Source organism: Streptomyces sp. NBC_00647 (assembly GCF_045207245.1).
Taxonomy (GTDB): domain Bacteria; phylum Actinomycetota; class Actinomycetes; order Streptomycetales; family Streptomycetaceae; genus Streptomyces.
In genome coordinates, this window is sequence record NZ_CP109040.1 from 6493154 (window position 1) to 6506511 (window position 13358).

The 13358-nt window shown below is 71.1% G+C and carries 11 protein-coding genes; 10 read left to right on the top strand and 1 reads right to left on the bottom strand.

The genetic code is table 11. The features are described 5' to 3' along the window. The first annotated feature begins 1 nt into the window (after nt 1). On the top strand, nt 2-1318 hold the full coding sequence (locus tag OG788_RS28665; RefSeq protein WP_351541156.1) for an Nramp family divalent metal transporter: 1317 nt from the start codon (nt 2-4) through the stop codon (nt 1316-1318). Nucleotides 1319-1475: 157 nt separating this feature from the next. Here the strand turns inward: OG788_RS28665 and OG788_RS28670 are convergent, their stop codons facing one another. Next, complete coding sequence (locus tag OG788_RS28670) at nt 1476-3164, bottom strand: glycosyl hydrolase family 18 protein (protein ID WP_351541153.1); 1689 nt, start codon at nt 3162-3164, stop codon at nt 1476-1478. 377 nt (nt 3165-3541) lie between these two features. On the opposite strand from OG788_RS28670, the gene OG788_RS28675 reads away from it, so the two are divergent. The 9 genes from OG788_RS28675 to OG788_RS28715 all read left to right on the top strand — a co-directional run bounded on the left by OG788_RS28675 (nt 3542) and on the right by OG788_RS28715 (nt 13258). Further along, entirely contained in the window at nt 3542-4423 is an 882-nt protein-coding gene (locus OG788_RS28675; RefSeq protein ID WP_406374326.1) for a hypothetical protein, read from the top strand. A 170-nt stretch (nt 4424-4593) separates the two neighbouring features. Next, a complete protein-coding gene (cpaB, locus tag OG788_RS28680; RefSeq protein WP_351541146.1) occupies nt 4594-5307 on the top strand; it encodes a Flp pilus assembly protein CpaB in 714 nt (237 codons plus the stop codon). Nucleotides 5308-5685: 378 nt separating this feature from the next. Continuing rightward, the gene (locus OG788_RS28685; RefSeq protein ID WP_406374327.1) at nt 5686-7305 is read left to right on the top strand and encodes a CpaE family protein; all 1620 of its coding nucleotides are present in this window, start codon (nt 5686-5688) and stop codon (nt 7303-7305) included. A 191-nt stretch (nt 7306-7496) separates the two neighbouring features. Beyond that, nucleotides 7497-7895 carry a TadE/TadG family type IV pilus assembly protein gene (locus OG788_RS28690; protein ID WP_406376874.1) on the top strand — a complete coding sequence of 133 codons (399 nt, stop codon included), beginning with the start codon at nt 7497-7499 and terminating at the stop codon, nt 7893-7895. Nucleotides 7896-7913: 18 nt separating this feature from the next. Beyond that, nucleotides 7914-9254 carry a CpaF family protein gene (locus OG788_RS28695; protein ID WP_351541141.1) on the top strand — a complete coding sequence of 447 codons (1341 nt, stop codon included), beginning with the start codon at nt 7914-7916 and terminating at the stop codon, nt 9252-9254. A gap of 58 nt (nt 9255-9312) precedes the next feature. Further along, a complete protein-coding gene (locus tag OG788_RS28700; RefSeq protein ID WP_406374328.1) occupies nt 9313-10254 on the top strand; it encodes a type II secretion system F family protein in 942 nt (313 codons plus the stop codon). 13 nt (nt 10255-10267) lie between these two features. Beyond that, complete coding sequence (locus OG788_RS28705) at nt 10268-11158, top strand: DUF5936 domain-containing protein (protein ID WP_406374329.1); 891 nt, start codon at nt 10268-10270, stop codon at nt 11156-11158. Beyond that, nucleotides 11158-12534 (top strand): sensor histidine kinase, encoded by a 1377-nt coding sequence (locus OG788_RS28710; protein WP_406374330.1) that lies wholly within the window; start codon nt 11158-11160, stop codon nt 12532-12534. The genes OG788_RS28705 and OG788_RS28710 overlap by 1 nt, the downstream gene beginning before the upstream one ends. Next, nucleotides 12527-13258, top strand: coding sequence for a response regulator (locus tag OG788_RS28715; protein WP_406374331.1), 732 nt, complete (start codon nt 12527-12529; stop codon nt 13256-13258). Before OG788_RS28710 ends, OG788_RS28715 begins: the two co-directional genes overlap by 8 nt. Nucleotides 13259-13358 lie beyond the last annotated feature (100 nt).

Consider the following 13358-nt stretch of genomic DNA (forward strand, 5'->3'; position numbering starts at 1 on the left):
CATGACGGAGACCAGTGGGAAGTCAGCGTCAGGGGAGACCGCAGCGACCGTCTTCCGCCCCCGCAAGTCCAGTTGGAAGTACATCGGGCCCGGCATCGTGGTCGCCGCGACCGGTGTCGGAGCCGGTGACCTCGTCGCGACCCTCATCGCGGGCAGCAGCTTCGGCTACACCCTCCTCTGGGCCGCCGTGATCGGCTGCCTGGTCAAGATCTCGCTGGCCGAGGCGGCCGGCCGCTGGCATCTGTCCACCGGGCGCACGCTCTTCGACGGCTGGGCGAGCCTGGGCCGGTGGACCACGTACTTCTTCGTCGTGTACGTGGTCCTCTGGGGCTTCGTCTACGGCGCCGCCGCGATGTCGTCGAGCGCGCTGCCGCTCCAGGCGCTGTTCCCCGGCGTCATGGACCTCGAGTGGTGGGGCATCGCCTGCGGACTGGTCGGCCTGGTCTTCGTGTGGTTCAACAAGTACGAGGTCTTCGAGAAGGTCATGACGGTCCTGGTCGGCGTCATGTTCGTGGTGACGGTGTACCTGGCGATCCGGGTCACCCCGAACCTGCCGGACGCGTTCGCGGGCCTGCTCCCCGTCCTGCCCGACGAGAAGGACTCCGTCCTCAACACACTCGGCCTGATCGGCGGCGTCGGCGGCACCATCACGCTCGCCGCCTACGGCTACTGGGTCAACGCCAAAGGCTGGACCGACACCGGCTGGATGAAGGTCATGCGGCTCGACAACCGCGTCGCCTACGTCACCACGGGCATCTTCGTGGTCGCGATGCTCTTCGTCGGTGCGGAACTGCTCCACTCCTCCCAGGTGGCCATCGCGAGCGGCGACAAGGGTCTGCTCCAGCTCAGTGACATCCTCGCGGCCGAATACGGCACGGCCACCGCGAAGTTCTTCCTGATCGGCTTCTTCGCCACGTCCTTCACCTCGCTGATCGGCGTCTGGCACGGCGTGAGCCTGATGTTCGCCGACTTCGTGGCGCACTACCGCGGCGGGCCGGCGAGGGGCGAGGAAGTCGCCTCGGGGCGGCGTGACAAGTCCTGGGCCTTCCGCGCGTACCTTCTCTGGCTGACCTTCCCGCCGATCGTGCTCCTCTTCCAGGGGCAGCCGTTCCGCCTGGTGATCCTCTACGGAGTCCTGGGCGCGGCCTTCCTCCCCTTCCTCGCCCTGACCCTCCTCCGGCTCCTCAACTCCTCCCGCACACCCCGGGAATGGCGCAACGGGCTCCTGAGCAACGCCATGCTCGTGATCGCGGGCGTCCTGTTCCTGGTCCTGTGTGCCAAACAGGTATGGGACCAGCCGTGGTCGGAGTTCTTCTGAGCGGGTGCGGGTGCGGGTGCGGGTGCGGCTGCGGGAGCGCGGCGTCGGCCGCGTCACCGGACCCTTCCGCCGTGCGGTCCTGGAAGACCGCCGCCCCCGCTCGTCGCGGCTGCGGCGAACGGAGGCGGAGTGGAACAGGCGGGGAGCGGGGACGGAACTACAGCGCGTGCACGTGGGGGCCCACCGCGTTCGACCAGGCGTTGCCTGCCGAGGCGTCCCAGTTCGTCGACCAGGTCATCGCGCCGCGCAGGGCGGGGTAGGACTTGGAGGGCTTGAAGGAACCGCAGTTGGTGAGCTTGGTCAGGCAGTCGAGGGCGTTGTTCACGATCGTCGGGGAGACATAGCCGCTGCCCGCGCCGCTGGTGGAGGCGGGGAGGCCGAGGCCGACCTGGGACGGGGCGAGGCCGCCCTCCAGCTGGATGCAGGCGAGCGCCGTCAGGAAGTCGACCGAGCCCTGCGAGTAGACCTTGCCGTCGCAGCCGAGCATCGAACCGCTGTTGTAGTACTGCATGTTGACGACGGTGAGGATGTCCTTGATGTTCAGCGCGGTCTGGAAGTAGGCGTTCGACGTGGACTGCATGTCGATCGTCTGCGGGGCCATCGTGATGACGAGGGACGAGCCGGCCTTCGCGGACAGGGACCGCAGCGCCTGTGACATGTAGGTCGCGTTGAGGCCGTTCTCCAGGTCGATGTCGACGCCGTCGAAGCCGTAGGTCTGCATCAGGGAGTAGACGGAGTTGGCGAAGTTCGTGGCCGACGCCGAGTCGCTCACGGAGACGGTGCCGTTCTGGCCGCCGATCGAGATGATGACCTTCTTGCCCGCGGCCTGCTTGGCCTTGATGTCGGCCTTGAACTGGTCGACTGTGTACCCGCCGAGCCCGGCCGAGTCGAGGGTGAAGCTCACCGCGCCCGGCGTGCTCGTGGCGTCGGCGAAGGCGACGGCGATGATGTCGTACTGCGACTGGACGGCGGAGATCTTCTGGACGGTCGCGCCGTTGTTGAAGTTCTGCCAGTAGCCCGTCACGGCGTGCGCGGGCACGCTTCCGCCGCCCCCGCCGCCCGAGGACGCGGTCGTCGTCCCGGTGACGGCCGACGACTTCGCCGACTCACCGGCCGAGTTGGTCGCCGTGACCTGGAAGGAGTACGAGGTGGAGGCGGCGAGCCCCGAGACGGTCGCGGAGGTCCCGGTCACCGACTGGACCTTGGAGCCGCCCTGGTAGACGTTGTAGCCGGTCGCGCCCGACACCGTGTTCCAGGCCAGGGAGACGGACGACGAGGTCGTGGAGGGCACGGAGAGTCCGGCCGGGGTCGCCGGGACCGTCGGGGCCGGGTCGCCGCCACCGCCGCCGTCGGGGCCGAACACCGAGAGATCGTCGGCGAAGTAGGCGGCCTGTCCGTACCAGCCGTGCGTGTAGACCGTCACCGACGTCGTCGAGGCACCGGTGGTGAAGGTGGTCGTCAGCTGCTTCCAGGAGGAGGAGTCGGGCGTCCACGTCGACACGTCCGTCGTCCCCGTGCCGGTGGCCCCGAGATAGGCGTAGCCGCCCTGCACCCAAGCACTCAGCGTGTACGTCGAGTTGGGCTTGACGGCGACGGACTGGGTGCATTTGGCGTTGTCCTGCCCCGCGGGCGCGCCCTTCAGCGCGGCCGCGCCGCCGTGCACCGGCGAGGAGACGGTCGCACCGCTGCTCGCCGAACACGTCCAGTTGCTCAGGCCGGACTCGTAGCCGCCGTTCCTGGCGTTGTTGACGTCGGCGGCCTGGGCCTGGCCGGCCAGGCCGGTGAGGGAGAGGACGGATGCGGTGACGGCGGCGGCGAGGGCTCCCGCCCATCTCCGCCTGGGCATACGGGTGACGCGGTCCACTGGGTCCTCCGGGAAGAGGTGGGGGAGGGGGAACGGAACGGTGGCCACCGCCGGTGGATACAAGTTGGTCCAGACCAATCCGGTTGTCAAGACCTCTGGAGTTCTCAACACCCTTACCGGGGAGTTGAGTTGCCATCACCCCGGTTCACTCTCCGTTGATCACGCCCGCACCTTCGGTGAGATGATCTCGGGGATTCGGTGTTGAGCGGGCCATGCCGTGGATATGGTGCTGATGCAAGAGGACGTCACAGTGACGATCTGCGGCCGTTTGTGGTCGTCCGTGACGCTCCATGGCGATAAAAGGGGCGATCTGAGGCGGTGGTTGACCACCCCGCCACAGCGAACGGGGTGTGTGCAGCGTGCCGACCGCGATAGCCGTCACCAGTCCCGATCTGGTGCTCCCACCGCACGACCGGCAGACCCCGCCGGCGGTCGTCCAGCCGCTCGACACCCTGGAGAACTCCCTCACCGGGATGCACGCGCTCATCGAGCAGCACGGGTATGTCATCGCCCTGTACCCGTCCTCCGTCGAGGGCGCCGTCACCCGGCGGCTCCACACCGTCCGCTCCGTCCTGGAGAGCGACCGCATCGCGCTGCTCGGCATCGACCTGCCACCGCTCGGAATCGCCCTGCTGGCCCAGCAGTTGCGTCAGCTCTCCGTCTGCGACTTCAGCCCCGGCGTGCTCGCCTCCGCCGCCCGGCTGCTCGCCCACTACATCTACGCGGGCGCCCTGCTCGGCTCCGTCGCCAAGCTCGACCGGGTCCCGGTCTCGCTGAAGTCGCACGCCAAGTCATGGGTCCCGGGCGCCCAGTTCGCCGTACTCGCCAATCCGCGGCCCGAACTGATCAGAGTCGGTCAGGAGGAGCTGCCCGGACCGGAGTTCGGCACCCGGCTGCTCTGGGCCGCGGGCCAGCCGCCCTCCGACTGGGTCACCGAGACCCTCGCCCCCGGCTGGCGTGTCCAGGGTGTCGCGACCGTCCCGCTGCCCGAGGAATCGGCCCGCTGGTGGGGGACGTCGCGGCTCGTCGAATTCGCCGCCGGCCTGTACGACGTCTCCGTCCTCTACCAGCTCGTCTCGTCCGTCCGGCGGGAGGAGTGTCACTGGTGCGGCCTCGAACTCATCGGTGACCGCTGCGGGTTCTGTGCCGCGCCCCTGCCACCGCCCTCCGCACAGGAGCTTCCGGCCACCGTCGTCCGGGCAGCCTCTTCGGTACGCGCTCTGCCCCGAGGCGCCACATAGGCCCTCGGGCACATCTGAACAGCACCAGGCACGACCGCTCGACCCCGCCGTCCGCCGTAGATCGAGGTTGTCCGGAACATGCTGCATCACCCCGGGGGACACCCCCCGGCTCCCCGGCAGGAAAGACAGCTCGGTCCAGTCCCCGGTACCGCCCCACGAGGTGAGATTCAGTGAACTCGCGCCAGCGCCGCGGCGTCATCCTGCTGGTCCTCTCGGTCCTGTGCGCCCTCGGCGCCTTCGCCGGAGTCCTCTCGGTGATCCGCGACGTGAACTCCAAGGTCGGCCCGGAGGTCACGGCGTACCGCCTGAAGAACGACATCGCGCCCTACAAGGAGCTGTCGGCCGACCAGTTCGAGAAGATCTCGATGCCCGAGCGGTGGCTGTCGTCCACCGCCGTCACCAGCCTCTCCCAGATCCGCGGCAAGATCGCCGTCACCCAGCTGGAGAAGGGCTCGCTGCTCCAGGCCGACATGATCGTCGAGCGGCCCCGACTGGCCGCCGGGCAGCAGGAGATCGCCATCATGATCGACGCGGCGACGGGTGTCGCGGGCAAGATCAACCCCGGCTCGCGGGTCAACATCTACGCCACGTTCAAGGCCGAGAACGACAAGGGCACCGACCAGTCCAAGGTGATCGTCGAGAACGCGCGCGTCATCGACGTCGGCAAGCTCACCGCCCTCGACCCCGGCCAGTCCAGCTCCGACCGGCGCAACAACGCCAACCAGGCCGTCCCGATCACCTTCGCTCTCGGCACCGCCGACGCCCAACGTGTCGCGTACGCCGAGTCGTTCGCCGAACATGTCCGGCTCGCCCTGGTCGCGGGCGGCTCCGACGCGGCCGTCGCGCCCGGCGACCGTACGTACACCCTCGACGAGGACAAGTAGGAGGCCGCGCATGAGGTCCATGCCCACGGGGCGGTGCCGAGGGTCCCTCACGAGGCCGAGGCGTACGAGGCCGACGTGTACGGGTCCGGACCGCCGGCCGGCGACGCCGACGCACCGGACGTACGACGGCCGGGGCCGAGCGCCCGTCGCCCGGCCGGCCGGCGGGCTCCCGGGCCCGTGGGCCGGAGCGGAGCGGCGGGTCGGTGGGGCGCCGGGCCGGTGGCCCGGAGTACGGCGGACCCGCGGAGCACTGGACCGAGGCCCTGGCATACGGCAGGCGGGCGGGCCGCCGGGCCGGTGGGCCGGAGCGGGGCGGCGCGTTCGTGGGGCGCCGGGCCCAGGAACCGGTGCGCGGCACATGGGTGAGGGGCTGGGCCGATGACCGTCCGCATTCTTCCCGCCGTCGGCGACATCGACTCGGCCCGCGCGCTCACCACCCTGCTGAGCCAGCTCGCCGACACCGAACCCGCGCCGCCCGTACCCGACTCGACGGCCCTGCTCGACACCCTCGCGCGCCTCGCCGCCGAGTCCCTCGACGAGCTCCCCGAAGTGGTCCTGGTCCATGAACGCATAGGTCCCGTACCGGCGTTGGACCTGATCCGCGACCTCGTGATGCGCTTCCCCGCCGTCGGGGTGGTCCTCATCACCGCCGACACCAGCACCGGCGTCCTCACCGCCGCCATGGACTCCGGCGCCCGCGGCATCATCGGCCTGCCCCTCGGCTACGACGCCCTCGCCGAACGCGTCCAGGCAGCCGCCGCCTGGTCCGCCGGGATGCGCCGCCATCTGCACAGCGGCGCGCCCGAGCTGTACGCGGGCCCCGGCGGTACCGTCGTCACGGTGACCGGCGCGAAGGGCGGCGTCGGAGCGACCGTCACGGCGGTCCAACTCGCCCTCGCCGCACGGGCGTCCGGCCACGATGTGGCCCTGGTCGACCTGGACCTCCAGTCCGGGGACGTGGCGTCGTACCTCGACGTGCAGTTCCGCCGCTCGGTGGCCGACCTGGCGGCCATCAGCGACATCAACCCGCGCGTCCTCCAGGACGCCGTCTACACCCACGACAGCGGTGTCGCCCTGCTGCTCGCCCCCGGCGAGGGCGAACGGGGCGAGGAGGTCACCGACCGCGTGGCCCGGCAGGTCCTCGGCGCGCTGCGCTCCCGTCACGACGTGGTGGTCGTCGACTGCGGCTCCCAGATGAACTCGGCCACCGCGGCGGCCGTGGAGATGGCCGACCAGGCCCTGCTCCTCGTCACCCCCGACGTGATCGCCGTCCGCGCCGCCAAGCGCATGGTCCGCATGTGGGACCGCCTCCAGATCCGCAAGGCGGAGGAGACCACGACGGTCGTGAACCGCTTCGCCCGCGGTACGGAGATCCAGCCGTCCCTCGTCGAACGCGTCACCGGCACCAAGGTCGCCCGCTCCGCGGTCCCCGCCGCCTTCAAGGAACTCCAGTCGGTCGTCGACGCGGGGCGGCTCCAGGACCTGGACGCCCGCTCGACCGTCAAACAGGCCCTGTGGGCGCTGGCCGGCGAGCTGGGTCTCGTGGTCCCCCAGGAAGGCGGGGCCGGCGGCAGGCGCCGTAAGGCGTCCGCGTCGGACCGGGGCGCGCTCGCACTGCGGCGACGGGGCGGCGACCGGGGAGCGGTCACCCTCGAATTCGCCGGGATGTTCCCGCTGTTGCTCGTCGTCATGACGATCCTGTGGCAGGCCGTGCTGTACGGCTACTCGTACTCGCTGGCCGGGAACGCGGCGGACGAGGCGGCACGGGCCGCCACCGCGGCGTACGCGGTGAACGGCGACGTCACGGGCGCGTGCGCCGCGGCGGGGAACGAGCATCTGCCGGGGGCCTGGAGCGGCGCCGACATCGACTGCGGTCCGGCCGGCTCCGTCATGAGGGCCACCGTCGAGGTCGACGTCCCGCTGTTCTTCCCTGGCTTCGACGCCGGCTTCCACGTACAGGGCACCGCGGGCGCGGCACTGGAGGGGGACGACGGATGAGGACGCACCTCCGGCGCCCGTCCCGTGCCAGGCACGGGTCCGGTGCCACGAGCGGGCTTCGTGCCGGGCGACGGTCCGGTGCCACGAACGGATCCAGTCCCGCGCCCCGACCCGGTTCGACGAGCGGATGCCGCGCCGCGCACGGGTCCGGCGCCACGAGATTCCTCCATGCCGTGACCGGTCGCCGGGTCGTGGCCCGGCACCGCGCCACGACCGGGCTCCGCCCCTCGGGCGGGTTCCGTGCCGCGCGTCGGCCCCGGGGCGACCGGGGTGTCTCCATCCTGGAGTTCACCGGGTTCCTGCCCATCCTGCTGCTCATCGGGATGGCGGCGATCCAGCTCGGCCTCATCGGGTACGGCGTCAGCCAGGCCGGTTCCGGGGCGCGCGCCGCCGCGCGGGTCCAGTCACAGGGAGGCGACGGCGCGGCGGCGGGGCAGGCCGCCGTGAGCGGATGGCTCAACCCGAGCGTGACGCCCGGGGGAGGGCCCGACCTGACCACCGCCACCGTCCAGGTCACCGTCCCCGGGGTCATCCCCCTGCTCGGCCCCTACACCGTGACCCGCCACGCCACCATGCCCACCGACGACTGACCGGGAGGAGCCGAGACCATGAGCCTGCGTTCCCGTATCGCCGCCCCCGACGAGGGGGGACCCGCCCGTGAGGACGGACACCTCGTCGCCGTCTACCGCGCGAAACTCCTCGAAGAGATCGATCTCGCCGAGATGTCCAGCCTGGCCGCGGCCGAACGCCGGGTCCGTCTCGAACGCGTCCTCGGCCACATCATCAGCCGCGAGGGCCCGGTCCTCTCCACCGCGGAGCGCTCCCAGCTGATCCGCCGGGTGGTCGACGAGGCCCTCGGGCTCGGCGTCCTCGAACCGCTCCTCGCCGACGCCTCGATCACCGAGATCATGGTCAACGGCCCGGACTCGATCTTCGTGGAACGGGCCGGCCGCGTCGAACAGCTGCCGCTCCGCTTCGCGTCCAGCGAGCAGCTCATGCAGACCATCGAACGCATCGTCTCGACGGTCAACCGCCGCGTCGACGAGTCCAATCCGATGGTCGACGCCCGCCTGCCCACCGGCGAGCGCGTCAACGTCATCATCCCGCCGCTCGCCCTGACCGGCCCCACCCTCACCATCCGCCGCTTCCCGCGCGCCTACACGCTCCCGGAACTGATCGGCCTCGGTTCGCTCGACGAGCAGATGCTCATGCTGCTCGCGGCCTTCGTCCGGGCCCGCTTCAACGTCATCGTCAGCGGCGGCACCGGCAGCGGCAAGACCACCCTGCTGAACGCGCTCTCCGGGCTGATCCCGTCGCACGAGCGCATCATCACGATCGAGGACTCCGCCGAGCTCCAGCTCCAGCAGGAGCACGTCATCCGCCTGGAGTCCCGCCCCCCGAACGTGGAGGGCAAGGGCCAGATCACCATCCGCGACCTGGTCCGCAACTCCCTGCGCATGCGCCCCGACCGCATCATCGTCGGCGAGGTCCGCGGCGGCGAGACCCTCGACATGCTCCAGGCCATGTCGACCGGCCACGACGGCTCGCTCGCCACCGTCCACGCGAACTCCGCCGAGGACGCCCTCATGCGTCTGCAGACCCTCGGCTCGATGTCCGAGGTCCAGATCCCCTTCGAGGCGCTCAAGGACCAGATCAACTCCGCCGTCGACGTCGTCGTCCAGTTGTCCCGGCACGCCGACGGCTCCCGCAAGGTCACCGAGGTCGCGCTGCTCGTCTCGCACGGCCGCGAACAGTTCCGGGTCACCCCCGTCACCCGGTTCGTGCCCCGCCCGGTCGGCCCCGACCGCGTCGTCCGGGGCCACTTCGAGCACCTCCCGCTGCCGCGCTCGGTAGCGGAGAAGCTGTACGTCGCCAACGAGCCGCCGCCGCCCGCCTTCGGTGTCGCCGAGGCCATCGACGTACTCAACACGCGGCAGGCCATCGGATGACGCCGCCCAGCTTCGAGCCGCCCACCTCCGAGCCGCCCACCTCCGAAGGGAGGCAGCCGTGAACGACCCCGCCCTCCTCGCCCTCGGCGGGACCGTCCTCGGCGGCACACTCGCCGTCGCGGGCGTGCACTCCTACGCCTCGGGCCGCGCCCAGCGGCAGGCGCTCGTCGACCGCCTCGCCGGCGGCGGCCCGCTGCGCACGGCGTCCGGCCGGGTACGCCGCTTCGCGGGCATCGACCGCCGACTGCGCCGCACCCGCCTCGGCCGCACGATCCAGCTGCGCCTGTCGGCCACCGGACTCGACCTGACGGCGGGGGAGTTCTTCACCTACGTCACGGCCGTGGTCGTCGCCCTGTGGCTGATCGCCGCCGCGACGCTCGCCCCGTTCTTCGGTCCGATCGCCGCCGTTCTCGGGGTGTGGAGCGCGGCCGTCTTCCTCAACTGGCAGCGGCAGAAGCGCATCGAGGCCTTCATCAACCAACTCCCCGACGTGGCCCGCCTGCTGGCCAACGCGACGGCGGCGGGCCTGGCCCTGCGTACGGCACTCGCCATGGCGGCGGAGGAGCTGGAGGCTCCGGCGGGCGAGGAGCTCGCCCATGTGGCGGACCAGTTGATGCTGGGCCGCACCATCGACGACGCCCTCGGCGAGCTCTCCGAGCGACTCCCCTCCCGCGAGCTGATCGTCCTCGTCACCACCCTCGTACTCGCCAACAAGGCGGGCGGTTCCGTGGTCAGCTCCCTGCGCAACCTCACCCAGACCCTGGAGGACCGCAAGGAGACCCGCCGTGAGGTCCGCACCATGCTCTCCGAGGTCAACGCGACCGCCTTCACGGTCCCCTTCCTCGGCATCGGCTCCCTGGTCCTGATCAACTCCTCGAACGAGGGAGCCCTCGCCCGCGTCACCGGCTCCCCGCTCGGCCAGGGGCTGGTCCTGCTCGCTCTCGGCCTCTACACCGTGGGCTTTTTCGTCATCCGCCGGCTCGGCAAGATCGAAGTGTGAGGGAGGGATCACGTTGCTGCCGCTGCTGCTCGCCGTCCTGATGGGCGCGGCCGTCGCGGGCGTCCTCCTGGGCGTCCGGATGATCCGCGCCGACGTCAAACTCCCCAGCGACGTCCAGCTCGCCCTGGAGGTCGGCGGCACCCGGGTCTCCACGGCGGACTCCGCCGTCGACCGTCTCGGCATGCGCTTCGCGCCGACCGTCCTGCGCCTGATGGGCCCCCGGCGGGTGGACGCCAAACGCCGCCGCATCGACATGGCGGGCAACCCCGGCGGCCTGACCCTGAACCGCTACGCGGCCCGCCGCGCGGTGTACGGCATCTTCGGCGTCGTCCTCGGTCTGGTCTTCCTCTCGAACGGCCGGCTCCTGTTCGCCGTGCTCACCCTCGCCTTCGGCCTGGTCGCCGCGGACGCCCTGATCTGGCAGGCGGTCCGCGAGCGCAAGGAGGTCATCGACCGCACCCTGCCCGACTTCCTCGACGTCCTCGCGGTCGTCGTCTCGGCGGGCCTCGGCTTCCGCCAGGCCCTGGACCGCGTCGCGGAGAAGTACGAGGGGCCCTGGGCCGACGAGCTGCGCATCACCCTGCGCCAGATGGACATGGGCGTCAGCCGCCGCCAGGCCTTCGACGAACTCCGCAGGCGCAACTCCTCCGAGCAGGTTGCCCAGTTCGTGTCGGCTCTCCAACAGGGCGAGGAACTCGGCTCCCCGATCGCCGAGACCCTCATCCAGCTGGCGACGGACATGCGCCGCACCGACGCCCAGAACGCCCGCCGCCGTGCCGCCAAGACCATCCCCAAGGCCACGATGGTCACCCTCGTCTTCATGCTCCCGGCGACGATGATCCTGATCGCGACCGGCATGTTCCTGGGCTCGGGGACGAACTTCGGCTCGATCCTGGGGCGCTGATGGACGCCGACCCGCGCCGCTCCGGGCGCGCCGGCCACACGGTCCGACGGTGGTGCTCGCTGCTCGGGCGGAACCGCGAACGGCCCACCGGCTACCTCGCGGACGACGCCCCCGCCCCCGGCGGCATCCGCCTCCAGCTCAACGCCCTCCAGGCGCTGTGCCGTCAGGCCTTCGCCGTCCGCCTCGCGGCCATCGCGATCGGTGCCCCCTTCGCGATGACGAACGCGACGGACGGCCTGGCCCGCTACGCCGTCCTCGCCGCGGCCGTCCTCGGCGTCATGGGCTCCTACGCCATGCTCAGGGACTGGGACCGGTTCGGCCCCCGCCTCCTCGCCCACCCGACCCTGATGGCCCTCGACCTCACCTTCGGCGCGGTCCTGCTCCTCACCGCGTCCCCGGCCTCCCCCCTCGCCTACGCCACCGTCTGTACCCCGCTCCTGTCGGGCCTGCTGTACGGCTGGCGCGGCGCGGGCGTCTTCACCGGACTCCAGCTCATCGTCCTGCTCACGGTCTTCAGGGCCTGGGAACACCGGCCGGGCGCGGGCGCCAACACCCTTCTCGTCGCGGGCTTCTGCATCGGCGCCGGCATCATCGGCGTCACCCTGCGCAATCTGATGTTCCGCTTCGGCACGGCCAGCCAGGCGCTGTCCGAGGCGACCAGCAGGCTCGCCGTCGCGGAGGCCGTGGAGTCCGAACGGGCCCGCCTGGCACGGGAGATGCACGACTCGGTGGCCAAGACGCTGCACGGCCTCGCGCTGGCCGCGGAAGCCCTGGCCGTCACGGCGGACGGCGCGGACCCGGCGGCACTCAAACGCCAGGCGACGGTCGTGGCCGACGCGGCGCGCCTCGCCGCCACGGAGTCCCGCACCCTCCTGACGGACCTGCGGCGCCATACGGACCTGACCGCCCCCGACACCGACCTTCTCCCCGAACTCCGCCGCATGACGGCCGGCTTCGAGACCCGCACCGGTCTCCCCGCGGCCGTACGGCACCATGGAGCGGACCTCGTCCTTCCCTGCACCACGGCCCACCACGTCCTGGCGATCGTCTCCGAGGCCCTGGAGAACGCCCACCGCCACGCGGGTGCGAGCGCGGTGACGGTCGAACTCCACCTGTCGGCACACGAGTTCGCGCTGTGGGTGCGGGACGACGGAGTCGGACTGCCGACGACGGCGACTCCCGTCGCGCTGGCCGCCTGGACGAGATCCGGCCATTTCGGCCTGCTCGGCATGACGGAACGGGCCGCATGCGTCGGCGGCCTGATCGCACTGGACCGATCCCCGCAAGGGGGCACCGAGGTCCGTCTGACTCTCCCGCTCCCGTCGGCCGCCCTTCCCTCTTCCCTCACTCCCCAAGAGGAGGCCGCACATGCCTGACCAGGCACTTTCCGGCCCGCCCCTGCGTGTCCTCGTGGCCGACGACAACCCGGTCGTACGGGCCGGCCTGGGCGCGCTGCTGGACGCGCACCCCGACATCACGGTCGTCGCGGCGGCGCGGGACGGCGGGGAGGCGCTGACCTGCGCCGCCCGCCTCACCCCGGACGTGGTCCTCCTCGACGTCCGCATGCCCGGCACGGACGGACTCACCGCGCTGCCCGAACTGTCCAGGATCGCCCCGGTGATGATGCTGACATACAGCCGCGAACCCGAGGTCGTGGCGGAAGCCCTGCGCAAAGGCGCCTCCGGCTATCTCGTGCATGGCGAGTTCACGGCGGCCGAACTGATCGCCGCGGTGCGGGACGTCCGCCAGGGACGCCCGACTGTCCCGGATTCACTCGGAGTTTCGTACCAACCGCCCTCTCCCTCTTCGCATCTGCAATCAACTGTGTCACAGTCGTCGGAGGCTCGGCCCGTACCCGCGGCGGGACTTCACCGCCGCGCTCTCCATCAGCCCGATTTCGGCCTGAGTTCAAGGGAGGTGGAGGTGATGGACCTCATCGCCGCCGGCATGAACAACCGCCAGATCGCCGCCACCTGCTTCATCACCGAGAAGACCGTCAAGAACCACATCAACCGTATCTTCGCGAAGCTGCACAGTTCTTCGCGCAGCGAAGCGATCGCCCACTGGCTGGGCACGGCCCATGGGGGGTGGAGCCGATGACTCCACGGCCCGGAAGTTGGGCCCCTGGGCCCACCCGGAGTAGGCGACTTCTCACGTACGGTGCTCGGGTCGTTAGTGGCGTCGGGTGGGAGGGCAGTGC